Raw genomic sequence first — 26,963 nt, forward strand, 5'->3', positions numbered from 1 at the left:
GCGCTTGCGCCAGGGGCTTTCGTCGTGGTTCGGGAGATTTGACCATGCCGGCTGTCGTTCTCGTTGGTGCCCAGTGGGGCGATGAGGGCAAGGGGAAGGCCACCGACCTGCTCGGTGGTGACGTCGACTACGTCGTCCGTTACCAGGGCGGCAACAACGCGGGTCACACCGTGGTGATCGGCGACCAGAAATACGCCCTGCACCTGCTGCCGACCGGGGTGCTCTCGCCGGATGTCGTACCGGTGATCGGCAACGGAGTGGTCGTCGACCCGGGCGTCCTGCTCTCCGAGATCGACGGGCTGGCCGAGCGCGGCATCTCCTGCGAGCGGCTGCTGATCTCCGCGAGCGCGCACCTGATCATGCCCCAGCACAAGGCGATCGACAAGGTCAGCGAGCGGTTCCTCGGCAAGGCCAAGATTGGCACGACCGGCCGCGGCATCGGCCCGGCGTACGGCGACAAGATCTACCGCATGGGCATCCGGGTGCAGGACCTGCTCGACCCGGGCATCCTCGGCAAGAAGATCGAGGCCGCGGTCGGCGAGAAGAACCAGGTCCTCACCAAGATCTACAACCGCAGGGGCCTCGACCCGGCGAAGGTGCTGGAGGAGTACCTCGGCTACGCCGAGCGGCTGCGCCCGCACATCGCCGACACCTCGCTGGTGCTCTCGCAGGCGCTCGACCAGGACAAGGTCGTGTTGCTCGAAGGCGGGCAGGGCACGCTGCTCGACATCGACCACGGCACCTATCCCTTCGTGACCTCCAGCTCCCCCACCTCGGGCGGCGCCTGCGCCGGCTCCGGCATCCCGCCGACCCGGCTGACCAGGATCATCGGCATCCTCAAGGCGTACACCACGCGGGTGGGCTCCGGGCCGTTCCCGACCGAGCTGCTGGACGAGCAGGGCGAGTGGCTGCGCCAGACGGGCGGCGAGTACGGCGTGACCACCGGCCGCGACCGCCGTTGCGGCTGGTTCGACGCGGTCATCGCGCGGTACGCCACCCGGATCAACGGCGTGACCGACTTCTTCCTGACCAAGCTCGACGTGCTGTCCGGGCTGGAGCGCATCCCGGTCTGTGTGGCGTATGACGTCGACGGCACGCGCCACGACGAGATCCCCATGACGCAGACCGAGTTCCACCACGCCACGCCGGTCTACGAGGAGCTGCCCGGCTGGCAGGAGGACATCACCGGCGCCAAGACGTTCGAGGACCTGCCGCCGAACGCGCAGGCGTACGTCAGGGCGCTGGAGGAGATGAGCGGCGCCCCGATCTCGGCCATCGGCGTGGGCCCCGGCCGCACCCAGACCATCCAGATTCGCCCGCTGATCTGATGGTTCGTGGCGTACGCGCCGGGAACCGGGGGATCACCCACGTCACCCCCGCGGGGCGGTAGGGTACGCCGCTGTGCACGGATACGTTGAGCTGCACGGGCACCGTGGAGCACGAGGGCTGCGGCCCGAGAACACGCTGCCCGGCCTGGCCTTCGCGCTGGAGCTCGGGGTCGACGCCTTGGAGTTCGACGTCGCCATGTCGGCCGACGGGCAGCTCGTGCTCACCCACGACCTGCACGTCTCCCCCGTGACCAGCGCGGACACCGGCATGGCCACGCCGGGGGACGAGATGTTCCCGTACGTCGGCAAGCCGGTCGTCGCGCTCACGCTGCCGCAGCTGCGGACCCTCGACGTCGGCGTGCGGCTGCCGCAACGGCCGGAAGACCGCTTCGCGCTCACGCAGGTGCCGTTGCCGGACACCCGGATGCCCACACTCGGCGCGGTGCTCGGCTTGGTCGGCGCTCTCGGCGCGGACGACGTGCGGCTGAACGTGGAGCTCAAGTCCGACCCGATCCGTCCCGGCCTGTGCCCGGACCCGCGGCGGTTCGTGACGGAGGTCGTCCGCGAGCTCGACCGGCACGACCGGCTCTCCAGGTCGGCCCTGCTCAGCTTCGACTGGCGGCTCCTGGAGATCGCCGGACCGCTGATCGAGCGGCGGTACGCCCTCGTGGAGCACGACACGATGACGCCGGAGTGGATGAACGGCATCCGCCTCACCGAGGTGGGCGGCGACCTCGCGGCGGCCGCCGCCGCGGTGGGCGCGACGACCCTGTCCCCCGACCGGGTGCTCGTCGACGAGGCGCTGATGGCGGGGGCGGCGCGGCAGGGCCTGCCCGTCGTGGTGTGGACGGTCAACGAGCCCGACGAGGCGGCCCGGTTCATCGACCTGGGCGTGGCCGGCGTCGTCACCGACTACCCCGACCGCATGCGCCGGTTGTGGAAGGCACGGGGGCTGCCACTGCCCCGGCCGGTCAGCCCGTTGCGCCCGGTGGGAGCGCCGTAAGAGACCCTGCCGTTAAGGGACGTGGGAAGAGCCCCGCCGAGGCTCCTCTTCTGAGGGGCTGAGACGGGGCTCCAGGGTCACCCACAAGAATGGCTTTCACAGCCACTTACCAGACAACCTCATCGCAGGGTGCGCGTCAAGTAGCTGACCGTCACCCCGTCCTGCGTGTCGCGCCGGGCCGGTCGCCGCTCACTCCTCGCCTACTCGATCGACTCTGCCTACTCGATCGGCTCGGCCGACTCGGCCGCATCTGTCGTGTCGAGCGAGAGGGCGCCGGACGGGCAGAGCTGGACGGCTCTGCGCACCGCCGCCGCCAGTTCGGCCGGCGGTTCGGGGTCGAGAATCTCGACCGTTCCGTCGTCCTCGCTCTGGTCGAAGACCTGGGGCAGCGTGAGCGCGCACATACCCGCTCCGACGCACCGTTCGAGATCAGCCTTGATCTTCATCGTTTCCTCCCGCGCATCGCCTCACCAGAGCACCGGCAGGCGGCGTACCCCGTAGACCGCCGAGGTGGCTCGCATCGGCACCTCCTCCGGCGGCACGGCCAGGCGCAGGCCGGGGAACCGGCGCAGCAGGGCCGGATAGGCGATCCGCATCTCGACGCGCGCGAGCTGCTGGCCCAGGCACTGATGGATGCCGTGGCCGAAGCTCAGGTGGCCCTGGGCCGACCGGGTCACGTCGAGCGTGTCGCCGCCCTCGAACCGCTCGGGGTCGCGGTTGGCCGCCCCCAGCGACAGGGTCACCGACTCCCCGGCCCTGACCAGGGTGCCGCCGATCTCGACATCCTCCAGGGCCGTACGGGTGGGCCCGATGTGCAGGATGCTGAGGTAGCGCAGCAGCTCCTCCACCGCGTTCTCCACCGCGCCCGGGTCGTCCCGTACGACGGCGAGCTGCCGGGGGTTCGTCAGCAGCGCGAAGGTGCCGAGGCCGAGCATGTTCGCCGTCGTCTCGTGGCCCGCGATGAGCAGCAGCAGGCCCATGCCGGCGATCTCGGCGTCCGTCAGCTCCCCGGAGGCGGTCAGGCCGCTCAGCATGTCGTCGCCCGGGTCCTTCCTCTTGGCGGCGACGAGGGCGCCCAGGTAGGCGAGCAGGTCGTCCCTCGCCGCCGTGATCTCGTCGGTCGAGGCCTCGAGATCGAGGATCACCGACGAGTCGTGCTGGAACTTCTCCCTGTCCTCGTACGGCACGCCCAGCATCTCGCAGATGACCAGCGACGGGATGGGCAGCGCGAAGGACCTGACGAGGTCGGCGGGGGCGCCCTCGCGCTCCATGGCGTCGAGGCGGCTTTCGGTGATGTCGTGGATGCGCGGTTCGAGCTGCTTCATCCGCCGCACGGTGAACTGGCCCGTCAGCAGCCTCCGGTACCGGGTGTGGTCGGGAGGGTCCATCTGCAGGAAGAACCCCGGCGGCAGGGGCCCCCGGCGGAGCTCCACCCGCTGGGGAAGGGCCGAGTGCATCAGTTCGGGCCGGCTGCTGAAGCGGGCGTCGGCGAGGATGGCGCGGGACTCGGCGTAACCGGTCGCCAGCCAGCCCTCGTGCCCGTCCCCGTACATCATCCGCTGGAGCGGCGCCTCCGCGCGGCGGCGCGTCAGCTCGTCCGGCGGGTCGAAAGTACGCTCACGCGCGAGGGGAAAAATGGACAACCGGGGTGTCGCCTCTGTCATGACACGCTCCTGTGGAAGTGGAAACGGTCGATGTGCGCGAGCGGCCCGCTCTCCCCCACCTAACAACATCATCTGACATATCGCAATGACCGATGCCCAGAGTCGGGGCCAGCCGGCCCCAATTGACAAAGCAGGAGAAAGCAGATCAGAGCCAGCCGTTGCGACGGAACGCCCGATGCAGGAGTGTGCAGGCGACGACCATGACACCCAGCACCAGCGGGTAGCCGTACACCGCCTTGACCTCGGGCATGTGCTCGAAGTTCATGCCGTAGATGCCGGCGATCATCGTGGGCACCGAGATGATCGCGACCCAGGACGAGATCTTGCGCATGTCCTCGTTCGCGAGCGCGTTCGAGCGCGCCAGCGCGGCCTGCAGGATCGAGTCCGACAGTTCGTTGGAGGCCTGCACCTGCTCGCACACCCGGGAGAGGTGGTCGCCGACGTCGCGGAAGTACTCGCGCATCTCCGAGGGGATGCTGCGCCGCTGGGGAAGGGCGTTGAAGGGGGTCTGGAGCGGTCCCACGGCCCGCTTGAGCTCCAGCATCTCCCGCTTGAGCTGGTAGATGCGGTTGATGTCCCGGGAGCTGACCTCGGCGAACACCGCCGCCTCGACCTCTTCGAGCTCCGCCTGCATCAGGTCGGCGACCTGGAGATACTTGTCCACCACGTGGTCGGCGATGGCGTGCAGCACACCCGCCGGGCCCCGGCTGATCAGCTTCGCCTTCGACTCCAGCTTCTCGCGGACGTCGCCGAGCGGGCAGTACCGGCCGTGCCGTACGGTCACCACGAAGTCGGGGCCGACGAAGACCATGATCTCGCCGGTGCCGATGATCTCACCGCTCGCCGTCGGCACCTCGCCGTCGAGGAACGCGACGGTCTTGAGCACCACGAACAGCGAGTCGCCGTACCGCTCGACCTTGGGCCGCTGGTGGGCCTTGATGGCGTCCTCCACGGCGAGGGGGTGCAGGCCGAACACCTCGGCGAGCCACTCCACCTCGGGCGCGGCGGGCTCGTGCAGGCCCACCCAGACGTACGCGTCGGGCACCTCGTTGGCCTCGTTGTGCTCGCGGACCATCCGGACGGCCTCGGGGATGCCGTTGGCGGCGACCTTCTTGCCGCCGATGTACGCGCCGAACTCGACGAGGGAGCTGGCCGGCGGCACGCAGCGGACGACGGCGTCCGCGCTCACCGGCGCGGAGCCGATGTGCGTGGGCAGGACGCGGGTGTGCCTGTTGATGCGGGGGAAAAGCAGAGTGGAGCGCATGGCGGTCCCTTCCCGCCCGAGCCGGCACGCTCTACGCGCGACGTGATGTCACCCCTTCATGCAGGCGTGAGCTGCCCCTCGGGACTCAGTGTCGAAGTGGTCGGGAGTGCGCACGACGTACGTGCGCGAGCACGTACTGACGGGATCACCAGAATTCATCCCAGACCACCTCCAATCACTACGAGACAGCGCGAAGCCTGTCCAACCTAGCACACGGCTGCGTGACGCCTGTTCCAGGGTACCGGCGTCAAGACCCTCCGATCATGCACTTCTTGCCAAAAAGGGGTCGGACAAACTGGTCACCCCTGTGTATCCGGCACCCATCGGCCTGTACGGAGGCCGGACGGCGGAGGACGCGGAGAAGACTGCGAGAATGAGCGGGTGCGCGTTCTTGTCATCGGTTCCGGGGGTCGCGAGCACGCTCTGTGCCGGGCCCTGCGGCTGGACCCCTCCGTCGTCGAAGTCCACTGCGCCCCCGGCAACGCCGGCATCGCCGAGGTGGCCACCCTGCACCAGGTCACGCCCACCGACGGCGCGGCGGTGACCGCCCTCGCCGAGCGCCTGGGCGCCGGTCTCGTCGTGATCGGCCCGGAGGCGCCGCTGGTCGCCGGCGTGGCCGACGCGGTCAGGGCCGCGGGCATCCCCTGCTTCGGGCCGTCGGCCCGGGCGGCCGCGGTCGAGGGTTCCAAGGCGTTCGCCAAGGACGTCATGACGGCCGCGGGCGTGCCGACCGCGCGGGCGTACACCTGTGTGACCGAGGAGGAGGCCGCGGCGGCGCTCGACGCCTTCGGCCCTCCGTACGTCGTGAAGGATGACGGCCTGGCCGCGGGCAAGGGCGTGGTCGTGACCGACAGCCGCGAGGAGGCCCTGGAGCACGCGCGGTCGTGTGAGCGGGTGGTGATCGAGGAGTTCCTCGACGGCCCGGAGGTGTCGCTGTTCGCCCTGTGCGACGGGACGAGCGCGGTGGCGCTGCAGCCGGCCCAGGACTTCAAGCGGGCCTACGACGGCGACAAGGGCCCCAACACCGGCGGCATGGGGGCGTACACGCCGCTCCCCTGGGCCCCGGAGGGCCTGCCGGAGCGGGTCATGGCGGAGATCGTGCGGCCGACGGTCGCCGAGATGGCCCGGCGCGGCACGCCGTACACGGGCGTGCTGTACGCGGGGCTGGCCCTGACCTCCGACGGTCCCCGCGTGATCGAGTTCAACGCGCGGTTCGGCGACCCGGAGACCCAGGTCGTGCTCGACCGGCTGGAAACCCCGCTGGGCGGGCTGCTGCTCGCGTGCGCGACCGGAACCCTCGCGGACCATCCGCCGCTGCGCTGGCGCGACGGCGCCGCCGTGACCGTGGTGCTCGCCGCCGAGAACTACCCGGCCGACCCGGCGAAGGGCGACCCCGTCGCGGGGCTTCCCGCGACCACCGACGAGGCGTACGTGCTGCACGCCGGGACGGCCCTCGACCCGGAGAACCGGCTGGTGTCGAACGGCGGGCGGGTGCTCAACGTGGTAGGGACCGGCGCCGACCTGGCCGAGGCGAGGACGCGGGCCTACGAGGCGCTGGAGCAGATCACCCTGCGCGGCTCCCACCACCGCTCCGACATCGCCCTGACCGCCGCCTCCTCCGGACGCGACCCCTCCTCCTGACGCGACACGGGGTGAGGAGCTGGGAGAATGGCGGGGTGAAGCACCTCCACTCCGGCAAGGTACGCGACCTTTACGAGACCCCCGAGGGGTTGCTGCTGATGGTCGCGTCCGATCGCATCTCGGCCTTCGACTACGTCCTCGAACCCGGCATCCCCGACAAGGGGGAGATTCTCACCCGGCTGTCGCTGTGGTGGTTCGAGCAGCTCGAGGACGTCGTGCCCAACCACGTCGTCCCGGCCGACGTGCCCGCGGAGTTCGCCGGGCGCGGGGTCCTGTGCCGGAAGCTGCGGATGGTGCCGGTGGAGTGCGTGGCCCGCGGCTACCTCACGGGCTCCGGGCTGACCGACTATCGCAGGGAGGGCGTCGTCTCCGGCGTACGGCTCCCGGACGGGCTCACCGACGGGTCGCGGCTGCCCGAGCCGATCTTCACGCCGTCGACGAAGGCCCCGATGGGCGAGCACGACGAGCCGATGACGTTCGAGCAGGTCGTGGCCGAAGTGGGCGCGGACGTGGCCGAGCGGCTGCGTGACATCACCCTCGGCGTCTACCGCCGGGGGGCGGAGATCGCCCTGGACCGCGGCATCATCCTGGCGGACACCAAGATCGAGCTGGGCTGGGACTCCGACGGCGTGCTGACTCTGGGGGACGAGGTGCTGACCCCCGACTCGTCGCGCTTCTGGCCGCTGGACCAGTGGGAGCCGGGCCGCTCCCAGCCGTCGTTCGACAAGCAGTTCGTCCGGGACTGGCTGCTGTCGCCCGCGTCGGGCTGGGACAGGGCCTCCGGCGAGGCTCCTCCGCGGCTGCCGGACGAGATCGTCGAGCGCACGCGCGACCGTTACGTGGAGGCGTACGAGCGCCTCACCGGAGAGCGCTTCCGCGCCTGAGTCACAAACGTCACACAAGTCATCTCGTGTGACCTGTTCCCCCGTCTGTTCTGGGGGTAGTTCCTCCCCGAAACGCCCGGGACAGCGGCTACTCTAGGCCGACGCATTCGCCGACGACGTGGCTGCCGGCCGACGCGAGTCCCCCCACTTTTCCCCCAACATAGGAGTCGAATTCATGGTCAGTTACCGCGTGCGCGGTGGCAACGTACTGCGTGGAACCGCCTTCATCCAGGGCGCGAAGAACGCCGTACTGCCCATGATCGGGGCGGCGCTGCTCGCGGCCGAAGGCCGTACGGTGCTCCGCAACGTGCCCGTCATCGAGGACGTGCGCCGGGCGGTCGAGCTCGCCGAGGCCATCGGGGCGAAGGTGGAGTTCCACGAGAGCGAGCGGACGCTCGTCATCGACGCCTCCCGGCTGACCAGCCCGGTCCTGCCCGCCGAGATCGCCCGCCGGTTCCGGGGATCGGTGCTGTTCGTCCCGGCCCTGCTCCACCGCCTCGGCGAGGCGATCATCGAGGGCATCGGCGGCTGCAACCTCGGCAGCCGCAACCTCGACTTCCACTACCTCGGCTACAAGCGCCTCGGCGCGATGGTGGACGAGGGCGAGGCCGTCATCCACATCAAGGCCGGCGGCCTGCTCGGCGCCCCGCTCTATCTCGACACCCCCTCGCACACCGGCACCGAGAACCTGATCATGGCGGCCTCCCTCGCCCGGGGCACCACCGTGATCGAGAACGCGGCGCTCGAACCCGAGGTGCTCGACGTCATCACGATGCTGAGCCGGATGGGGGCGCGCATCCGCGGCGGCGGGACCGGCTTCATCACGGTCGAGGGCGTCGACGAACTGACCGCGGTCGAGCACACGGTGATGCCGGACCGGCTCGACGCGGGCGTGTTCGCCATGGCCGCGGCGATCACCGGCGGCGACGTGAGCCTGGTCGGCGCCTCGCTGGAGCACCTCGGCGTGGTCCGCTGGAAGCTGGAGCAGATGGGCGTCGAGTTCGAGGAGCACGGCGCGGTCCTCCAGGTGCGCCGCGACCGGCCGCTGCGCCCGATCAACGTGATCACCGACACCTACCCCGGCTTCGCGACCGACCTGCAGTCGCCCCTGATGACGGTGGCCTGCCTCGCGGAGGGCTCCAGCTACATCCACGAGCGCATCTTCGACGGCCGCTTCGCGCTCGCGGGCGAGCTCAACAAGATGGGCGCGAACGTCGAGGTGGAGGGGAGCCGCGCGGTGGTGCACGGCCCGACGCCGCTGCACGGCGCCGGCGTGACGGCCCACGACCTCAGGTCCGGAATCGCGCTCGTGCTCGCCGGTCTCGCCGCCGAGGGAGAGACGTCGATCGGGTCGGGTTATCTCATCGACCGCGGCCACGGTGCGCTGGCGCAGCGCATGCAGGCGCTTGGCGCTGATGTGGTGCGTGAAATTTCCACTTCGGACGGCCGCTGAGTCCGAAAACCTTTACTAACGCCCTGACCAGGGGGTATCCGGGATATTACGGATGCGGCTCGACCACCCAGAATGGTATTCCGGAAAATCTGGGCGTGACATTACGGCCTTAACCAGCGATCGTTCCAAAGAGAAGCCACAACAACGAGGGCGACGTGGGATGGGACGAACATTGGTCGAGCGCACGGAAGACACTCCGCGCGGGTCACGTCTGGGGACGGTGACACCCGACCTCACCATCGGCGTGGTGGGGTCACATGATTTGGTCGAACGCGTGATGCTCATGGGGCACTCTGCGGCCCCGGTGCCCTGTCGGCTGGTCGCCGCCGCGTACAGGGACGAGCAGGAGGCCGCGGACAAGGTGACCCGGCTCGGGCCGGGTGTGGACGCCTGCCTGTTCGCGAGCCCGGTGCCCTTCGAGCTCGCCCGGCGGGCCGGAGTGCTGACGATGCCCGCGACACACGTGCAGCTCGGCGGAGCGGCACTGGTGGCGGCGATCGCGCGGGCCTCGCTGGACGAGCGGACGGATCCCCGCCGGGTGAGCGTGGACGTGCTCGGGCGGCCGGACATCGACGAGGCGTACGCGGACCTCAACCTCCCCTCGGGGGAGGTGCACAGCCGCGACGAGCCGGGCCCGATCGGCACGGTCACGGCCTTCCACGAGCGGTTGTTCCGCCAGGGGGCCACCACGGGCGCGCTGACGTGCGTCCAGGGAGTGGCCGACCGGCTGACCTCGGCCGGGGTACCGGTCGTGCCGATCCGGCCGACGTCCGCGGCCGTACGGACGGCACTGCACACGGCGGCGCTGCTCGGCGCCCGGCACCGGCTGGAGGAGTCGCAGCTCACGGTCGTGCTGGTGGAGGTGCCGACGCTGCGCGAGCCGGTACGGCGAGCCGCCCCGCGCTACTGGCGGGACGAGCTCCGGCTGTCGCTGCACCGCCTGCTCGTGCAGGAGGCCAACCGGATCAACGCGAGCGTGTGGCCGATCGACGACCACAGCTACCTGGTCGTGGCGACCAAGGGCTCGATCGCGGCCGCCACCGACGGGTTCCGGGTGCTGCCCTTCGCCGCCAGGATCCGCGAGGAGCTGGGGCTCGCCGTCGAGGTGGGCGTGGGGATGGGCCGCACGACACACGAGGCCGAGACGCACGCGCGGGGCGCGCTCGCCCGCACCCAGGGCGGCAAACAGCCCCAGGGCTTCGCGGTCGACCGGGAGGGCCGGGCCCTGGTGCCGCCGCCCCGGATGCCTCCCCAGCCGGGCGGGCCGATCAAGCCCAAGGGCGTCGAGGTGCTGGCGCGCCTGGCGGCCAAGCTGGAAGGCGGAGACACGGTCGTGGACGCGGAGGGGGCCGGGCGCATGCTCGGGGTCACCCCGCGTACGGCTCGCCGGTTGCTGCGCACGCTGGTTGACGAGGGACTCGCGTGGCCGCTTCCGCCGAACCGCACTCCGCAGCCGGGCCGGCCGCGCCAGCTCTACCGGCTGATCGTGGAGAAGCTCAGCCGGTGACCGGGCGGTCGTGAACGACAGGTGTGGACGGCGCTCGGCGCCGGGCAGACGGCGTGGGGCCGGCGTGCCCCGGCAGCGCGGCCGCCGTCCACACTCTCCCTTCGGTGGGAGGACCGCTCAGACGAAGGCCTGGGCCACGGACAGGAAGACGTCGTTGGCCTCGGGGTCGCCGATGGACACCCTGGCCCCCTCGCCGTCGAACGGACGCACGGCGACGCCGACGGCCGCGCACTCCGCGGCGAACTCCGTCGTGCGTTCGCCGAGGCGCAGCCACACGAAGTTGGCCTCGGTGGGCGGGACCGTCCAGCCCTGCGACAGCAGGGCCTCCCGCACGCGCGTGCGCTCCTTGATGACGGTCTCGACCCGCTCCAGCAGCTCGTCCTCCGCGTCGAGGGACGCGATGGCGGCGGCCTGCGCGAGGTGGTTGACCGCGAAGGGCAGCAGCGTCTTGCGGACGGCCGCGGCCACCGGCTCGTGCCCGATCAGGTAGCCGACCCGCAGCCCCGCCAGGCCGTACGCCTTGGAGAACGTGCGCAGGACGGCGACGTTCGGGTGCTCGCGGTAGAGCGTGAGGCCATCCGGCACGTCGGCGTCCCGCACGTACTCCCGGTACGCCTCGTCGAGGACGACCGTGACGTCGCCGGGCACCCGGCCGAGGAACCGCCTGAGCTCCTCGGTCCGGTTCACGGTGCCGGTCGGGTTGTTGGGGTTGCACACGAAGACCAGGCGGGTCTCCGGCGTGAGGGCGTCGGCCATCGCGTCGAGGTCGTGCGTCTCGTCGCGCAGCGGCACCTGGATGGAGCGGGCGCCCGAGAGGTCCGCGAGCAGCGGATAGGCCTCGAAGGAGCGCCAGGCGTACAGGACGTCCGCGCCGGGCTCGCCCACCGCCGCCAGGATCTGCTGCGCCACCGCCACCGACCCGGCGCCGAGCGCGACGTGCCCGGCGGGCACGTCGTACCGCTCGGCGAGCGCCTCGGTGAGCCGGACGGCGCCGGGGTCGGGATAGCGGTGGACCTCGGTGGCCGCCCGCGCGACCGCCTCGACCACCGACGGCAGCGGCCCGTACGGGCTCTCGTTGGAGGACAGCTTGTACGACCGGCCCTCCGGGGAGACCACCGCCTTGCCGGGCTTGTAGGGCGGCATGCTGTCGAGGATCGAGCGGAATCGCGGCATACCGTCACCTTAGAAGATGACCCGGGGAGGCTCTACTTGTAGTAGGCGTACAGCGTCTTCCAGGTGCCGGCGTACTGGCAGTTGAGCGACGGCTTGGCGGCCTTGCCCTCGGAGCAGACCTTGAGCTCGACCTCCCCGACGTTCTTCATCGTGAAGGCGAACTTCTTCTTCACGTTGTACGAGCAGGTGCGGTAGTTGCGGTAGGCCAGGTGCGGCGTGTTGGAGGAGTCGAACCAGCTGACGCGGAAGAGCGCCCAGCCGCAGGAGGACGAGGAACTGGTCCGGTCGACGACGCTGCCGGAGACCTTGACCCACGGCGCGGGCACGCTGGGGTCGTCCTTGGCCGCGGCCGTCAGCGAACCGCTCACCTTGGCCTTCGAGCCCACCGCGAAGTACGGGCCCCAGGGCTTGAAGGCGGCCTGGGCGGCGGTGGCCTGCGTGGTGGCGGCCTCGGCGGCGGTGGCGGTGGCGAGCGGGGCGAGAGCGAAGATGCCGGCCGCCAGCGTGATGCCGGCCAGGGAGCGGGTGAGCGCCATTGCGGGGTTCCTTTCCTCTGTTGTTGCGCTCACTTTGTCGCAGGCCGCTTTCAATGCGCTTGACGCCCGCTGTACGCCGCTTTCGGACACCGATATTAGTTAGGATCGCGCCTGAACCGGCGATCGGGGAAAAGCATGACGAACGGCGCTGAGAGCGGCGGACCGCGATACGACGATCCCCGGCGCATCGGGCCGTTCCACATTCTCGGGCGGCTCGGTCAGGGCGGCATGGGCACGGTGTATCTCGGCCGGGACGACGAGGGCCGGGAGGCCGCCGTCAAGGTGATCCACCCGCAGTGGGCGGCCGACCCCGGTTTCCGGCGCCGGTTCCAGCGGGAGGTCGCCGCCGCGCAGCGGGTCGCCCGCTTCTGCACCGCCGCCGTCATCGGCGCCGGGCTGGACGGCGACGTCGCCTACCTCGCCACCGAGTACGTCCCCGGCCCCACCCTCCAGGAGGTCGTACGGGACCGCGGGCCGCTGTCGGGATCGAGCCTGGAGGCGGTCGCGGTGAACGTGGCCGTGGCCCTTCAGGCGATCCACAGCGCGGGGGTGATCCACCGCGACCTCAAGCCGTCGAACGTGCTGCTGTCGCCGGTCGGCCCCAAGGTCATCGACTTCGGCATCGCCCAGGTGACCGACAACACCGCGGACCTGAGCGGCATCGTCGCCGGGACGCCGTCCTTCATGTCGCCCGAGCAGGCGAAGGGCGACCGGCTGACCCCGGCCTCCGACATCTTCGGCTGGGGCGCCCTGGTGGCGTACACCGCCTCCGGGCAGGCGCCGTTCAGCGGCGGGTCGATCCCGAGCATCCTCTACCGGGTGCTCCACGAGTCTCCGCAGATCTCGGGGCTCGAACCCCGGCTGCGGTCGATCGTCGACCTGGCGCTGGCGAAGGAGCCGGCCCGGCGCCCCACGGCGCAGCGCCTCGTCGAGATGCTGACCGGCCACGAGCCGGTCGAGCTGATCGCACCGGCCGCTCCGGTCGCGACAGCCGAGCCGGCCGCACCGGCGGCGACGGTCACCGGAGCGCCGACGGTCGCCGGGGACGCGGCCGGCCGCCCGTCCCGGCCCGGCCTCACCGGCGGCGTCAGACTCGGGATCGCGGCCGTCGTGGCCGCCGTCCTGGTCTCGGCGGGGGTCTTCGTCGCCGTCCGGCTCACGTCGTCGGGGAAGCCGTCGTCCGGGACGCCGCAAGTGCCCCTGGCCGCGTCCGGGAGCCCCGCCAAGCATTCCACCCCGGCCCCGACCGGCACGACAGCGAGAGGCGCGGACTCGGGCAACCCGCTGCGCGGACCGGACGTACGGCTCTACGCCGACCCGGCGGGCGACGAGGCGCGCCAGGCGGAGGCCTGGGCGGCCGCGGGGCGCGGCGAGGACGCCGAGACGATGCGGAAGCTGGCCGCGGTGCCGAGGGCCGTGTGGCTGACCGGGCCGAGCGCCGCCCAGGCGGGCCGTACGGCGAGCGCCGCGCTCGGGGCCGCCGCGCGGCAGGACGCCGTGCCGGTCTTCGTCACCGACGACCTCCCGCTGCACGCGTGCAACGAGGGCGGCGCGGCCGGCTCGGCGCAGTACCTCGCCTGGATCGACGCCGTCGCCTCGGCCGTCGGCGACCGCAGGGCGGTGTTCGTGCTGGAGCCCAACAGCCTCACGGAGCTGCCGGGCTCGCCGGAGTGCTCGCTCGGAAACGCCGCCGACCAGCGGGCCAGGCTGCGGATGCTCTCCTCGGCGGTCGAACGGCTCGGCGCGCTGCCGAACACCGCCGTCTACCTCGACGGCAGCCTGGAGGGCTGGCCGTCACCCGAGGTCATGGCGACGCGGCTGGTCGAGGCGGGCATCGCCCGGGCCGACGGCTTCTACCTCAACGCCGCCGGTTACCAGGAGACCGGCTCGCTCGTCGCGTACGGCACCCGCCTCGCCGCCTGTGTCAAGATCAAATCGTCGGGGAGCGGCACGTGCGCCGACGCCGGGACGGGCGGGGACACGAGCGGGCTGCCGCACTTCGTCGTAGACACGAGCAGGAACGGCAGGGGCGCGTGGACTCCGCCGGAGGGCAGGTACAAGGACCCCCAGGAGTGGTGCAACCCCCCGGGACGCGGCGCCGGGGCGCGGCCGACCACCGACACCGGCAGCGCGCTCGTGGACGCGTACCTGTGGGTGCGACCGGCCGGGGTCTCCGACGCCCGGTGCACCCGTGGCGAGGGCGGCTCCGCCGACCCGGTGTACGGCATGGTCACGCCGTACGGCGGCCAGTGGTGGCCCGAGCTCGCCCTCCAGCGGGCCAAGGACGCCGTCCCGCCGCTCTGATGAAGGTCTGATTACCCTCTCTGCCGATATTCACTAAGATCCCGCGACATGTGGCGCAAAGTCAGAATCTCGTTGGCCGGTGTCTGCGTGGCGGGCGTCTGCGCCGTCCCCACCTCGGCCGCCTCGGCCCCGGTGGCGGTGAAAACGGTGGCGGCGGTGCAGACGGTGAAGGCGGCGAAGCCGTACTGCGCCCGGTACAAGTGCATCGCGCTCACCTTCGACGACGGCCCGTGGCCCTACACGCCGGCGCTGCTCGACACGCTGAAGAAGCACAAGGCCAAGGCCACGTTCTTCCTGCTCGGCCGGAAGGTGGCCAACCGCCCGGAGCTCACGCAGCGGATCGTGCGGGAGGGGCACGAGATCGGCAACCACACCTGGAACCACCCCGACCTGACCAAGCTGCCCGACGAGGAGGTGCTCAGCGAGCTCACCAGCACCTCGGACGTCATCTACGAGACGATCGGCAGGAAGCCGGAGATCATGCGCCCGCCGAACGGCGCGACGAACGCCCGCATCTCCGGGCTCACGGCGCAACTCGGCCTGCCCCAGATCCTCTGGACGGGGTCCACGCTCGACTGGCAGGCCAGGAACACGAAGGTGATCGCCGCCCGGACACTGAAGCTCGCCAAGCGCGACGGCGTCATCCTGCTGCACGACATCGTCCCGGAGACGGTCAAGGCGATGCCGGGCGTGCTGAGCAAGCTGGAGAAGCAGCACTACAAGTTCGTCACCCTGACGACCCTGCTGCAGGGCCGGACGCTGCGCGGGGGCGAGATCTACCCGCCCCGCGGCAAGTAGGCGGCCGGCGCCTCCGCGAGCGGCGCCGGTGCCTGCGTCTGCACCGGTGCCTGCACCGGCGTCTGCATCGGCGGGACGGGAACCGCGGCCGCGGCGTCCGCCGTGAGCGACCGCTCCAGGGCCGCCCGCAGGCGGGGCTGCAGGGGCCGCTCCACCAGCCGGTGCACGGCGTACGCGACGGCGAGCACGGCGGCGGTCACGACGGGCAGGGCGAGCCGGTTGCCGAGCGGCCCGTGCAACGCCTGGATGAGCAGGAACCCCACGTGGTGGTGGAAGAGGTACAGGGGGTAGGTCAGCGCGCCGAGCGCGGTCAGCCACCGCCAGTCGAGCCGGTCGAGCGCGCCGACGGCGACCGCGACCATCACCAGGAAGATCAGTGAGATCACGCCGACGACGAGCGCGGACCCCAGTGCCGGGCCGAACCGGTCGACCGCCGGGAGCTTCTCCCCCAGCACCGACACGATCGCGAGCGCCCACCCCGCCCCGACGAACAGCCAGGGGAACATCGACCCGCCGAAGCGGTGGATCAGGAACAACGCCATGCCCGCGATGAAGTACGGCGCGCTGAACGGCAGCAGCACCGCCTGGAGGAGGTCGGCGTCCACCCGCTCGGCGATGACGAGCAGGAAGACCCAGCCGCCGAGGAACGCCAGGCAGCGGCGGTAGGTGATGCCGACCGCGGCGAAGCACGCGACGAGCACGTAGAACACGAGCTCCTGCCAGAGCGTCCAGTAGACGATCTCCAGGTCCCGCACCCGCAGGCCGTGCTGCAGCATGGTCAGGTTGGCCAGCAGCTCGGCGAACGTCGGCCGGTGGTCCGTGATGAGCCCGGCGACGGCCAGCGCGCCGAGGACGAGCACGCTCGCCCAGTACGCCGGGTAGAGCCGGGCGATCCGCGACGCCGCGAAGTGCCCGGACGTACGGCCCCACGCGCTCATCAGGATCACGAACCCGCTGATGAGGAAGAACAACCGCACGCCGTACACGCCGAACATGGTCACCGCGCTCAGGGCGGGGAAGGCGTTCGGGGTGCCCCACGCGCGGGTCTCGCCGAAGTGGAACAGGACGACGCCGAGAGCCGCGCAGAACCGCAGGAGGTCGAGGACGCGCAGCCGCGACGGTCCGCGGAGGATGGCCGGCGCGTCGGGGGCGACGCGTGGGGCCGCAGCGAGCATAGGCCGGAATATATCCTGAAAGATCCCTGTGAGGCGGACGATCAGGCCGCGGCGGCTACTGTGCGGCTATTGGGGGGCGGCGGCGCCGGCGCGGAGCATCGGGGGATGCAGCAGCACGGCGGGGCCGCGACGGTGCAGCATGGCGGGCCGGCCGCCGTCCCGGGTCGTCGTGCGCCCGGTGGGCACCAGGAAGCCCTCGGTCTTGGTGACCTTCCGATGGAAGTTGCGGGGGTCGAGCGGGCGGCCCCAGACGATCTCGTACACGCGGCGCAGCTCCGCGACGGTGAACTCCGGCGGGCAGAAGGCGGCGCCGAGCGAGGTGTACTCCAGCTTGCTCCGCGCCCGCTCCACGCCGTCGAGCATGATCCTGCGATGGTCGAAGGCCATCTCCGTCAGCTCCGCCACCGGCTGCCAGCTCATGTGGGCCTCGGTGGACGCGGGCAGGTCGGGGGCGAGGCCGAGGTAGGCGACGCTGACCACCCGCTGACGGGGGTCGCGGTCCGGGTAGCCGTAGGTCTGCAACTGCTCCAGATGGACGGGAGCGCCGGGCAGGCCCGCCCGCTCGGCGAGCACCCGGGCCGCGGCGGCCGGCAGGTCCTCCTCCAGCTTGATGAAGCCGCCGGAGAGCGCCCACCTGCCCTCGTACGGCGGCCGGTCGCGCCGCCAGACGAGGGCGCTCAGCTGCTGGGACCTGACGGTGAGCACGACGAGATCCACGCTGACCGGGATGCGCGGGATCATGAGCGAACGCTATCAGTACGCGGCCGGTTGCCCGGTGTCTCAGCCGGTGTTGTGGTAGTAGACGGGCTCCGCCGACTTACGGCCGTCGGCGGAGGTGACCTCAACCCGCACCCACACGCCGCCGGGCACCGTCGCCCAGTCCACCGGGATCCAGATCTGCTCGGTGCCCGCGGGAAGCCCCGGGATCGGCGTGCCGTCGTGCCAGCCGACCGTCGCCGAGTCGACGACCCTGGGGGTGTTCAGCCCCGGCCAGCTCAGCGTGACCTTCGCGTCGCCGAGGTGGTAGCCGCGGATCTCCAGGCCGTCCTGGATCTGCCGTTCGCGCCGCTGCGCCTCCACCGGGATCGGCCGGTCCCAGTCCTCCGCGATCTCCTCGGACAGCGACGGCGAGCCGCAGGTGAAGAAGTCGCTCCACATGTACGAAATGATCTTCGAGACGTACGGCCCGGCCAGCGTGACCTGGGTGTCGAGCCGGGGCTTGTCGGTCCTGCCCCGGGTGCCCTGGCGGCCGCAGTTCTCGGTGGAGGACGGCTCGAATGCCTCCACGTTGGCCCACAGCTCCACCTCCACGCCCTCCTCGGCCAGCTCCGCCCGCGCCTTGGACATCTCGCGGTAGTAGTCCCGGGTGCCGCCGTAGTAGGCCGTGGCGTAGGTGCTCTCGCCGACGACCGGCTTGAGGCGGTCGTCCACCGGCTTGTTCTTCCAGTTGGGCCAGAACAGGCCGACCTTGCCCGTGCCCCGGCCGTCCTGCGGGGCGATGATCTCCACCCCGGTCCGGGCGAGGGCCTTGAAGCCCGCGGCGACCTGCGCCGGCGTGGAGGTGTACTTCAGCCGCCTGCGGCTGTCGATGTACGGGCTGACCAGGATGGGCTTGCCGGGCAGCTCCTGCTCGACGATCCGGTGCTGCTCGGCGTACACCTGGAGCGTCTGGACCTTGCCCGGGTCGGGCCAGTCCCTGAGCTGCAGCTCGAACGGCTGGTAGACGCCGCCCAGCGACTGACGGTCGCCGAAGCGGTTGCCGTAGTCCTGCAGGATCCGCCGGGTCAGCGTGGTGAGCGTGCCGATGTGCCGGGGGTCGGCGCGGGTGGACTCGGCCGGGTCGCGCGGCGCGAGGGGCAGTGCGGGGAAGACCCTGATGCCGAACCGGTCGCCCAGGTCGAGCAGTTCGCTGAGGCTGTCCTGCTCGCCCGCCGAGACGAGGATCAGGTGGTAGGCCCGCCCCTTGGTGGTGAAGTCGCAGGTGGGGTCGTCCGAGCCGTCCTCGGGGGCGATGAGCCGGTAGAAGACGTCGCCGTTCACGACGATCTTCCGTTCCACCTGTGGGCAGCGGAAGATGCCGGGCCCGAACTGCTCGTCGGTGCGGTAGACGTACGTCCAGCTGATGCGGTTGCCGGGGTTCGCGGCCCGTAGCTCCTGCTCCGCCGCCTTCATGCAGCTGAGCCCGCTCTCCACGCAGACGGCGTACCGCTTGTCGGGCGGCGGAGTCTTCTCCCGATCCTTGTCGTCCACCGGCTGGAGCACCTGCCCGTCGTCGTCCGTCTGGCGCGGCGACAGGCCGAAGCCGAGACGCACGACGGTGTCCCCGCCGAGGCGGTGGATGGCCTGGAGCTGACGCCGCCAGGTGCACGGGTCCGAGGTCGGGATGAGCCAGTACCCCCGCACGGCGTACGGCGTGGCCGCGGCGGTGTCGAACGTGCCACAGGGGTCGGTGAACTCGCTGTGCGCGGGGGACGGGCTGGGGCTCTCGGTCGCCGCGGAGAGGGTCCGCCCGGCCCCGGCGGCGCCGGGATCGGAGCTCCCGTCCCGCAGGACGATCACGACGGACGCGACACCCGCGAGGATCGCCACACCCAGGATGAAGGTGAGCCAGCGCACTTTCAGGACACTACCCGCCCGTCGTTCGTCGAACTTGTCACGCCGAAGTGTTCACCGGGGCTTCAGCTCTTGACGCCGGCCCACGCTTCCAGCTGGTCGACGAAACGACGCGCCGAGTTGGGCCAGTGGTGATGCGCCCGCGCGGCGGCGTAGCCGCGCCCGCCGGTGCCGCGCCGTTCGAACGGGTTGTCCCTGAGCTGGAGCACCGCGCGCGCCACCGCCTGCGGGTCCCGCCACGGGACCACCATGCCGCACTGGTAACGCTCCACGAGCTCGACGGCCCGGGGCGAGGGGGTGGTGATGACCGGGATGCCGTGGGCCATGTACTCCACGATCTTCGTGGGCATGGAGTGGCGGTAGTTGGGCTCGTCGTGCAGCAGCGACAGCCCGGCGAGCGCGCCGTCGAGCCGCTTGAGCGCCTCGTCGTTCGGCATGAAGTCGCGCCACTCCAGCACGCCCTGCGCGACCGCCTCGTTGAGCAGCGGCCTGCTCTGCGGGTCGGCGTAGCCGATCAGCTCCACGGCCACCCGGTGCGGCTGGAGCAGGCGGGCCACCTCGACGGCCTCCTGCACGCCGCGGGCCTCCGAGAGCCAGCCCAGGTAGACCACCCGGTCGTCGCCGGGCGGGCTGACGCTGTCGGGCACCCAGGTCTCGTTCGGCACCACCAGGTGCCGCTGCCTGAACCGGCCCGCGTACGCCGCCTCGGCCAGCAGCAGGTGCATCCGGCGCTCGGCGGTGCCCTCCAGGAGCCGGGCGAGGAACCGCGTCGGCGGGCGCAGGAACGCCGGCAGCCACGGCTTGAGCGACAGCGTCGCGGGGGTGTCCTCGTGGACGTCCCAGACCACCGGCGGGCTCTTGCGCACCCCGGCGACGGCGAACAGCAGCTCGGGGTCGTGGATGAGCGCCAGGTCGACCTTCCCGCGCATGCTCTTGAAGAGCTTGCGGGCCGCCCGCACCGCCGACAGGCGGCGCCGCTCGGCGGCCCTCGGCAGGTCGACTCCGGTCACCCACGAGCGCGGCACGACTCCCCGCGCGGTGTACGGCGCGGCGTACGTGACCTCATGACCGGCATCGACGAGTGCCCGGATCTGCCGGTGCAGGATCCGGGCGTCCTCGGGGTGATGCACCACCGTCATGACGAGCACGTGCACGGCGCGGACCCTTCCTACAGCCGCTCGACGCGTTCGCTCGTGGCGAGCACGCCACGAGTGTCCAGGACGAGAAGGGCCTGGTCCTCCACCACGTCCAGGTCGAACGCCGCGTGCTGCTGCAACAGGACCACCACGTCCGCGGCGGCCACGGCCGACGACAGGTCCTCCTCGCGGGGGATCGCCCTGCCCTCGACCGACCATTCCTTCACGTACGGGTCGCAGAACGACAGCTCCGCGCCCAGCTCCAGCAGCGCCTCGGCCACCGGGATCGCGGGCGTCTCCCGCTCGTCGGCGATATCCGGTTTGTACGTCACGCCGAGGAGCAGCACGCGCGAGCCGTTCACCGGCTTGCGGGCCCGGTTGAGCAGCCGCTGCACCCGGGCCACCACGTACGACGGCATCCGCTCGTTGATCTCCTGAGCGAGCTCGACGAAGCGGAAGGGATAGCCGAGCTTCCGCACCGTGTACGACAGGTACGAGGGGTCGACGGGGATGCAGTGCCCGCCGACGCCGGGGCCGGGCAGGAACTTCTGGTAGCCGAAGGGCTTGGTGGAGGCCGCCTCGATGGACTCCCAGAGATTCACCCCGAGCTCGTCACAGAAGATCGCCATCTCGTTGACGAGGGCGATGTTGACGTGCCGGTAGGTGTTCTCCAGAAGCTTGGCCATCTCCGCCTCGCGGGTGCCGCTGACCGGCACGACCCGCTCGACGAACCGGGCGTAGAAGGCGACCGCCCGCTCCTTGCAGGCCGCGGTGTAGCCGCCGACGACCTTGGGGGTGTTGCGCAGGCCGAACTTCGGGTTGCCCGGGTCGATCCGCTCCGGCGAGAACGCCAGGTGGAAGTCGTCGCCCGCGGTGAGCCCCGACTCCTCCAGGATCGGCCGTACGAGCTCGTCGGTGGTGCCGGGCCACGTGGTGGACTCCAGCACGACGAGCGTGCCCGCCTTAAGGCGCTCGGCCACGGCCCGGGTGGCGCCCTCGACGGCCGACAGGTCGGGACGGTGGTCCTCGTCCAGCGGCGTCGGGACGCAGATGACGATCGTGCTCGACCGCGACAGCACCGACGCGTCCAGCGTGGCGGTGAAACCCGCCGCGAGCATCGCGTCGAGGTCGGCGTCCGTCAGGTCGTCGATGTAGGAGCGGCCGGCGTTGAGCGCGTCCACCTTGCGGGGGTCGACGTCCAGACCAGCCACCCGCAGACCGGCCGCCGTGGCCTCCTTGGCCAGCGGCATGCCCACGTATCCAAGCCCGATGATCGTGAGATCGAAGGCAGTCACGATACGGCCTGAGGGCGGAAACAACACTTCATGGTGGCAAAGGTTATCTCAACTCGGCACCAGGCACGCCTGATGCAACACATCGGACTTCGTGCGTTTTACCGGGTTTCGGTCAGCGACTGGTAGATCCCCCGGTAGGTCCGGGCCAGGCTGCTCCAGGTCCGGTGCGCGGCGACCTCGGCCTTCCCGGCCTCGCCCATGACCCGGCGGCGCTCCGGATCGTCGCGCAGCGCGGCCAGCCCCTTGGCGAGCGCGGCCGGGTCTCCTGGCGGCACCAGCAGACCGGCGCCCTCGCCGCCGACGAGCTCCGACAGCGCGGGCAGGTCGCTGAGCACGACCGGCTTGCCCAGCGCCATCGCCTCGACCGGCTTCAGCGGCGTGACCAGGCGGCAGACGCGCAGGTCCTCCCGTGGGCAGACGAAGATGTCGATGGCGGCCTGGGCCTGCAGCGCCTCGTCCGGGCCGACCCGGCCGGGCAGGATCGCGTCCCTGAGGCCGAGCCGCTCGACCTGTTCGAGCAGCGCGGGCCGCTCCGCGCCGTCGCCGACGAGCAGCACCCGCACCGGCGTCCCGGCGTCACGCAGCAGCGCGGCGGCGTCCAGCAGGGTGGCGAAGCCCTCGTAGCCCACGATGCTCGACACCGAGCCCACGACGATCTCGCCGCGGCCCACGCCGTAGCTCTCGCGGAACGCCTCGCCGTCGTAGTCGGCGGTCAGCAGTGAGTCGTCCACCGCGTTGGGCGCGAGGAAGATGCGCTCCCGGGGGACGCCGCGCTCCATGATCTCGGTGGCCATGGTCTCGGCGAGCGTGACGACCGCGTCGGCCTCGCGCATGATGCGCGCCTCCCGCTCCCGCTGGAGGACGTGCCGCTCGCTGCCGACCCGGGCCGGGTCCCGGGAGACCCAGGTCTCCTCCAGGAAGCCGCGCACCTCGTACACGAAGGGGGTGTTCGTCCGCTCGCGGACGGCGAGCGCGACGGAGCCGTTGCGGTGGTCGGTAGCCGCGTGCAGGACCTGCGGGCGGAGGGTGCGGACCAGCTCCGACACGTCCGCGGCGCCGCGGATCATCCGGCCCTGCGTCTCGAACGGCACGTCGTCCTTGGGCAGCAGCCGGTAGTAGGGGACCCCGTCGATCTCCTCGTACGGCTCGGCGTCGGTGTGCCCCTGGAGCATCGGCCAGCCCCAGCTCGTCACGACGTGCGGGTCGAGCCCGGCCGCCCGCTGCGCGGTGACGATGCGGTGGGTGCGGACCGTGTATCCCGCCTGCGTGTACGGCAGGGCGTTGGTGACCATGTGCAGCACCCGGCCGGGCACCCGCTCGCCCATGATGACCTTGGGCTTCGGCGGGATCGGGTCCGGGCCCAGCGCCGCGAGTTCGCCCTCGTAGTAGGCGATCCTGCGGCGGACGAACGGCCACCGGGCCTGCGCCTGGAGCACCCGGACCGACTCGGACATCCGCCCGGCGTCGAAGTGCGCCTTCGCCTCCTTCAGCGGGCCCTTCGCCGCCCGCTGCAGGATCTTGCGCGTACGGACCTTGACGAAGCGGGCGGCGGGCCAGGCGACGCGGCCGACGAACGGGCGCACCCCGGCCGGCATCGCGTCGGCGGCCGCCTGGGCGATCCGCATCGGGTCAGACTTGGCCTTGCTGGCGACGATGCGGGAGACGAGGATCGGGTTCCGCGCGAACCCCCGGAGGAAGCCGCCGAGACCGGCCTTCGCGGACGCGGCGGACACGACCTTTACGGGCTTGTTGGCCTCGGTTTCCACGGCGCGACCGTACCATAGGCAACGTTTGTCTCAGGGTTAGGTGAAAGGCGAGGTAGATGAGAGACCAGCCCCTCGTCCTGCACGTTTTGGGCGCCCGGCCCAACTTCGTCAAGGCGGCGCCCGTCGTCAAAGGACTGGCCGCGCTCGGCGTCCGGCAGGGCATCATCCACACGGGTCAGCACTACGACGCGCTGATGTCGGACGTGTTCTTCGCCGACCTCGGGCTGCCCGAGCCGATCGCGAACCTCGGCGTCGGCAGCGGCACCCACGCGCGGCAGACGGCGGCCCTCCTCACCGGGCTTGAGGACGTCGTCCTGGAGCACCGTCCGGCGCTCGTGGTCGTCTACGGCGACGTGAACTCCACGCTCGCGGCGATCCTGGTCTGCGCCAAGCTGGGCGTGCCGACCGCGCACGTCGAGGCGGGCCTGCGCTCCTTCGACCGGGGGATGCCGGAGGAGGTCAACCGGATCGTCACCGACGCGCTGTCGGACCTGCTCTTCGCCACCTCGCCGGACGCGCTGGCGCACCTCGCCAACGAGGGGGTGGACCCGGCGAAGGTGCACCTCGTCGGCAACCCGATGATCGACAGCCTGTTCGCCGCGCTGCCCTCGCTCGACCCCGCGCCCGTACAGGAGCGTCTCGGGATCTCCGGGCGGTACGCGGTGGCGACGCTGCACCGCCCGGCGAACGTGGACGACCCCGAGGCCGCCCGCGAACTGGTCGACGCGGTGCTCGGGGTGGCCGAGCAGGTGCCGGTGATCGTGCCGCTGCACCCCCGCGGCCGGCAGCGCCTCGCGGAGGCCGGTCTGGTCGATCGCGACGGACTGCGGATCGTGGACCCGCTGGGTTACGTGGACTTCCTGTCCCTGGTCCGGGGCGCCGCCCTGGTGGTGACCGACTCCGGCGGCGTGCAGGAGGAGACGACCATGCTGGGCGTCCCGTGCCTGACCGTACGGCCCAACACCGAGCGGCCGATCACTGTGACCCACGGGACGAACCGGCTCGTGACCCCGGCGTCGCTGCCCGCCGCCGCGTCGAAGGCGCTCGCGGACGGCGCCGCCACCCCCAGCGGGGAACTGCCGCCGCTCTGGGACGGCGCCGCCGGGCCGAGGATCGCCCGCGTCATCGACGCCTGGCTCCGCGGTGACAACCTCTCCCCGGCCGCCAAGGGCCGGGCGCGCTAGCGCCCGGCGAGGCTGAATCACCTATTTCGGCATAAAGGCGGCGGCGACAGCCGTACGATGACTCTTCCTTCGAGGGGGGAAGCATGGCTGAGACCGACGAGACTCCTGAAGAGCCCCGTTTCCAGCGGCTGGGGCCGGTGAACTGGCTGCCCGAGGAGCGCAAGCACGTCGAGCAGTACGAGGCGCGCATCCGCGACCTGGAGAACCGGCTCGCCTACCAGGAGGCCCGCGCCGACTACGCGCTCTGGCGGCTCCAGGCCACCCAGACCCAGAAGCCGTACCGGGTCGCGCAGGTGCTGACGAACGCGGCCAAGCCCAAGAAGATCGTCCGGCTGCCCCGCGACCTCAGCAAGGCGATGAAGGACGGCAGGAAGGCGCCGAAGGCGCCGCCGTCCGCGATCGAGGTCGCCGCCGCGGCCGAGGCGCGGGGTCCCGAGGTCAAGATCCCGACCCTCCAGTGGCCCGACGGCCCTGTCGTACGGCCCGACATGCGCGTCGCGGTGATCCTCGACGACTTCTCCCGCATGGCGTTCAGGTACGAGTGGGACCAGATCGAGTTCGGCCTGCAGGACTGGCGGGAGATCTTCGCGGAGCGGCGTCCGGAGATGCTGTTCTGCGAGTCGGCCTGGCACGGCAACCAGGGCCGCTGGCGCTACCAGATGACCGGGACCAACGCGCCCAAGCAGGAGTTGCGCGACCTGATCGCCTGGTGCCGGGAGGAGGGCATCCCCACGGTCTTCTGGAACAAGGAGGACCCGCCCAACTTCGACTTTTTCATCGAGACGGCCAAGCTGTTCGACCACGTGTACACGTGCGACGGCGACATGATCCCGAAATATCGCGAGATGCTGGGTCATGACCGTGTCGGCGTGCTGCAGTTCGCCGCCCAGCCGCGGATCCACAACCCGATCCAGACCAAGCAGGGCCGGCCGTACGACGTCGTCTTCGCCGGCATGTACTTCCGCGACAAGCACCCCGAGCGGCGCGAGCAGATGGAGACCATCCTCGCGCCCGTACGCCCGCTCGGCCTGCACATCTTCGCCAGGAACGGCACGGTCGCCGACAAGTACGCCTGGCCGGAGGAGTACCGCCCCCACATCGCCGGCGAACTGCCGTACGAGCAGATGCTGGCCGCGTACAAGATGTACAAGGTCTTCCTGAACGTGAACTCGGTGATCGACTCGCCGACCATGTGCGCCCGGCGCGTCTTCGAGCTGTCGGCCTGCTCGACCACCGTGCTGTCGGGGTGGTCGCGGGCCATCGAGGAGACGTTCGGCCCGCTGATCCCGGTCGCGCACTCGCAGGAGGAGGCGTACAACCGGGCGATCTACTTCATCAACAGCCCGGAGCTGCGGGCCCGGCAGGGGCACCTGGCGATGCGCGAGGTGTTCGACAAGCACCTGTTCTCCCACCGGGTCGACCAGATCCTCACCGACCTCGGCCTGCCGGTCGTGTCGCGCTCGCGGTCGATCTCCGTCGTGCTGCCGACCAACCGGGCCGGCCAGCTCGAACACGCGATCACCCAGGTGGCCCGGCAGCGGCACCGCGACCTTGAGCTCGTGCTGGTCATGCACGGCCTGTCGGAGGACCCGGCGGTCGTGCGCGACAAGGCGCTCGCGGCGGGCATCCCGGCCGTGAAGGTGCTCACCGCCGACCCGTCCTGGACGCTCGGCGAGGTGCTCAACCACGGCATCGCCCACGCCGACGGCGAGCTGATCTCGAAGATGGACGACGACAACATCTACGGCGAGCACTACCTGTCCGACCTGGTCCGCTCCTTCGACTACGCCGACGCCGAGATGGTCGGCAAGGGCGCCCACTACACCTACTTCCCCGACCAGAACGTCACGATCTTCCGCCTGCCCGGGCTGGAGCACCGCTACGCCCACCTCATCCAGGGGGCGACGATCCTGGCCAGCGCCGACCTGCTGCGGGCGTTCCCGTTCGAGCCGGTCAACGCGGGCGAGGACACCCGGCTCGTACGGCGCTGCAAGGAAGAGGGCGTACGGATCTACTCGGCCGACCGCTACAACTTCATCTACATGCGCGGCTCCGACGCCACCGCCCACACCTGGCAGGCCGCGGACTACAAACTGACCCGCAACGCCCAGTTCTGCTTCGCCGGCAACCCCGAGCCGCACGTGCTCATCTGAACGTACTCGTCCGGAGAGAGGGCCGCGGTTCGCCTCCGGGCCTGCTCCGCGACCCTCTCTCCGTCTCACGGACGACGCTCTGACCT

At 71.1% G+C, this 26,963-nt stretch carries 21 protein-coding genes; 10 read left to right on the forward strand and 11 right to left on the reverse strand.

Annotated features, from left to right (window positions below; translation table 11 throughout):
* The first annotated feature begins 44 nt into the window (after positions 1-44).
* Both FED44_RS02185 and FED44_RS02190 read left to right on the forward strand, forming a co-directional pair.
* On the forward strand, positions 45-1,328 hold the full coding sequence (locus FED44_RS02185; protein WP_111700369.1) for an adenylosuccinate synthase: 1,284 nt from the start codon (positions 45-47) through the stop codon (positions 1,326-1,328).
* A gap of 73 nt (positions 1,329-1,401) precedes the next feature.
* The gene (locus FED44_RS02190) at positions 1,402-2,331 is read left to right on the forward strand and encodes a glycerophosphodiester phosphodiesterase family protein (protein ID WP_138459553.1); all 930 of its coding nucleotides are present in this window, start codon (positions 1,402-1,404) and stop codon (positions 2,329-2,331) included.
* 218 nt (positions 2,332-2,549) lie between these two features.
* Here FED44_RS02190 and FED44_RS02195 read toward each other — a convergent pair whose 3' ends face one another.
* The 3 genes from FED44_RS02195 to FED44_RS02205 all read right to left on the reverse strand — a co-directional run bounded on the left by FED44_RS02195 (position 2,550) and on the right by FED44_RS02205 (position 5,259).
* Entirely contained in the window at positions 2,550-2,777 is a 228-nt protein-coding gene (locus FED44_RS02195) for a ferredoxin (protein WP_111700367.1), read from the reverse strand.
* Positions 2,778-2,798: 21 nt separating this feature from the next.
* A complete protein-coding gene (locus tag FED44_RS02200; protein WP_111700366.1) occupies positions 2,799-3,995 on the reverse strand; it encodes a cytochrome P450 in 1,197 nt (398 codons plus the stop codon).
* Between the two features lie 145 nt (positions 3,996-4,140).
* Positions 4,141-5,259: a magnesium and cobalt transport protein CorA gene (locus FED44_RS02205; RefSeq protein WP_111700365.1), complete on the reverse strand. Its 1,119-nt coding sequence runs from the start codon at positions 5,257-5,259 to the stop codon at positions 4,141-4,143.
* A gap of 381 nt (positions 5,260-5,640) precedes the next feature.
* Between FED44_RS02205 and purD the strand changes: the two genes are divergently transcribed.
* From purD to FED44_RS02225, 4 genes are all read left to right on the forward strand, one after another.
* Positions 5,641-6,900: a phosphoribosylamine--glycine ligase gene (gene purD / locus FED44_RS02210; RefSeq protein ID WP_138459554.1), complete on the forward strand. Its 1,260-nt coding sequence runs from the start codon at positions 5,641-5,643 to the stop codon at positions 6,898-6,900.
* Complete coding sequence (locus FED44_RS02215; RefSeq protein ID WP_138459903.1) at positions 6,897-7,784, forward strand: phosphoribosylaminoimidazolesuccinocarboxamide synthase; 888 nt, start codon at positions 6,897-6,899, stop codon at positions 7,782-7,784. The genes purD and FED44_RS02215 overlap by 4 nt, the downstream gene beginning before the upstream one ends.
* Before the next feature lie 175 nt (positions 7,785-7,959).
* A complete protein-coding gene (gene murA, locus FED44_RS02220; RefSeq protein ID WP_138459555.1) occupies positions 7,960-9,237 on the forward strand; it encodes a UDP-N-acetylglucosamine 1-carboxyvinyltransferase in 1,278 nt (425 codons plus the stop codon).
* A gap of 262 nt (positions 9,238-9,499) precedes the next feature.
* Positions 9,500-10,744, forward strand: a complete 1,245-nt coding sequence (locus FED44_RS02225; RefSeq protein ID WP_165900650.1) for a transcriptional regulator — start codon at positions 9,500-9,502, stop codon at positions 10,742-10,744.
* 117 nt (positions 10,745-10,861) lie between these two features.
* Here the strand turns inward: FED44_RS02225 and hisC are convergent, their stop codons facing one another.
* Positions 10,862-11,917, reverse strand: a complete 1,056-nt coding sequence (gene hisC, locus FED44_RS02230; RefSeq protein ID WP_187405956.1) for a histidinol-phosphate transaminase — start codon at positions 11,915-11,917, stop codon at positions 10,862-10,864.
* 32 nt (positions 11,918-11,949) lie between these two features.
* Positions 11,950-12,453 (reverse strand): hypothetical protein, encoded by a 504-nt coding sequence (locus tag FED44_RS02235; RefSeq protein WP_138459556.1) that lies wholly within the window; start codon positions 12,451-12,453, stop codon positions 11,950-11,952.
* A 135-nt stretch (positions 12,454-12,588) separates the two neighbouring features.
* Here FED44_RS02235 and FED44_RS02240 point away from each other — a divergent pair, with 135 nt between their 5' ends.
* Positions 12,589-14,757, forward strand: coding sequence for a glycoside hydrolase family 6 protein (locus FED44_RS02240; protein WP_138459557.1), 2,169 nt, complete (start codon positions 12,589-12,591; stop codon positions 14,755-14,757).
* A 48-nt stretch (positions 14,758-14,805) separates the two neighbouring features.
* Complete coding sequence (locus FED44_RS02245; protein ID WP_138459558.1) at positions 14,806-15,555, forward strand: polysaccharide deacetylase family protein; 750 nt, start codon at positions 14,806-14,808, stop codon at positions 15,553-15,555.
* On the opposite strand, the gene FED44_RS02250 is transcribed toward FED44_RS02245, so the two are convergent.
* The 6 genes from FED44_RS02250 to FED44_RS02275 form a co-directional block, all read right to left on the reverse strand.
* A complete protein-coding gene (locus FED44_RS02250) occupies positions 15,534-16,730 on the reverse strand; it encodes an acyltransferase family protein (RefSeq protein WP_138459559.1) in 1,197 nt (398 codons plus the stop codon). The two genes, FED44_RS02245 and FED44_RS02250, sit on opposite strands and share 22 nt — an antisense overlap.
* 66 nt (positions 16,731-16,796) lie before the next feature.
* Entirely contained in the window at positions 16,797-17,471 is a 675-nt protein-coding gene (locus tag FED44_RS02255) for an NUDIX hydrolase (RefSeq protein WP_111700359.1), read from the reverse strand.
* Positions 17,472-17,510: 39 nt separating this feature from the next.
* Positions 17,511-19,346, reverse strand: coding sequence for a DUF4434 domain-containing protein (locus FED44_RS02260; RefSeq protein ID WP_138459560.1), 1,836 nt, complete (start codon positions 19,344-19,346; stop codon positions 17,511-17,513).
* A 62-nt stretch (positions 19,347-19,408) separates the two neighbouring features.
* Entirely contained in the window at positions 19,409-20,497 is a 1,089-nt protein-coding gene (locus FED44_RS02265) for a glycosyltransferase (RefSeq protein WP_182872994.1), read from the reverse strand.
* A gap of 14 nt (positions 20,498-20,511) precedes the next feature.
* The gene (locus FED44_RS02270) at positions 20,512-21,774 is read right to left on the reverse strand and encodes a nucleotide sugar dehydrogenase (protein ID WP_138459561.1); all 1,263 of its coding nucleotides are present in this window, start codon (positions 21,772-21,774) and stop codon (positions 20,512-20,514) included.
* 98 nt (positions 21,775-21,872) lie between these two features.
* Positions 21,873-23,540, reverse strand: a complete 1,668-nt coding sequence (locus tag FED44_RS02275) for a glycosyltransferase family 4 protein (RefSeq protein ID WP_111700356.1) — start codon at positions 23,538-23,540, stop codon at positions 21,873-21,875.
* Positions 23,541-23,596: 56 nt separating this feature from the next.
* Between FED44_RS02275 and wecB the strand changes: the two genes are divergently transcribed.
* A complete protein-coding gene (wecB, locus tag FED44_RS02280) occupies positions 23,597-24,724 on the forward strand; it encodes a non-hydrolyzing UDP-N-acetylglucosamine 2-epimerase (protein WP_138459562.1) in 1,128 nt (375 codons plus the stop codon).
* Positions 24,725-24,807: 83 nt separating this feature from the next.
* Entirely contained in the window at positions 24,808-26,877 is a 2,070-nt protein-coding gene (locus FED44_RS02285; RefSeq protein ID WP_138459563.1) for a glycosyltransferase family protein, read from the forward strand.
* Positions 26,878-26,963: the final 86 nt, after the last annotated feature.

This window comes from Microbispora triticiradicis, assembly GCF_005864065.1.
GTDB lineage: Bacteria > Actinomycetota > Actinomycetes > Streptosporangiales > Streptosporangiaceae > Microbispora > Microbispora triticiradicis.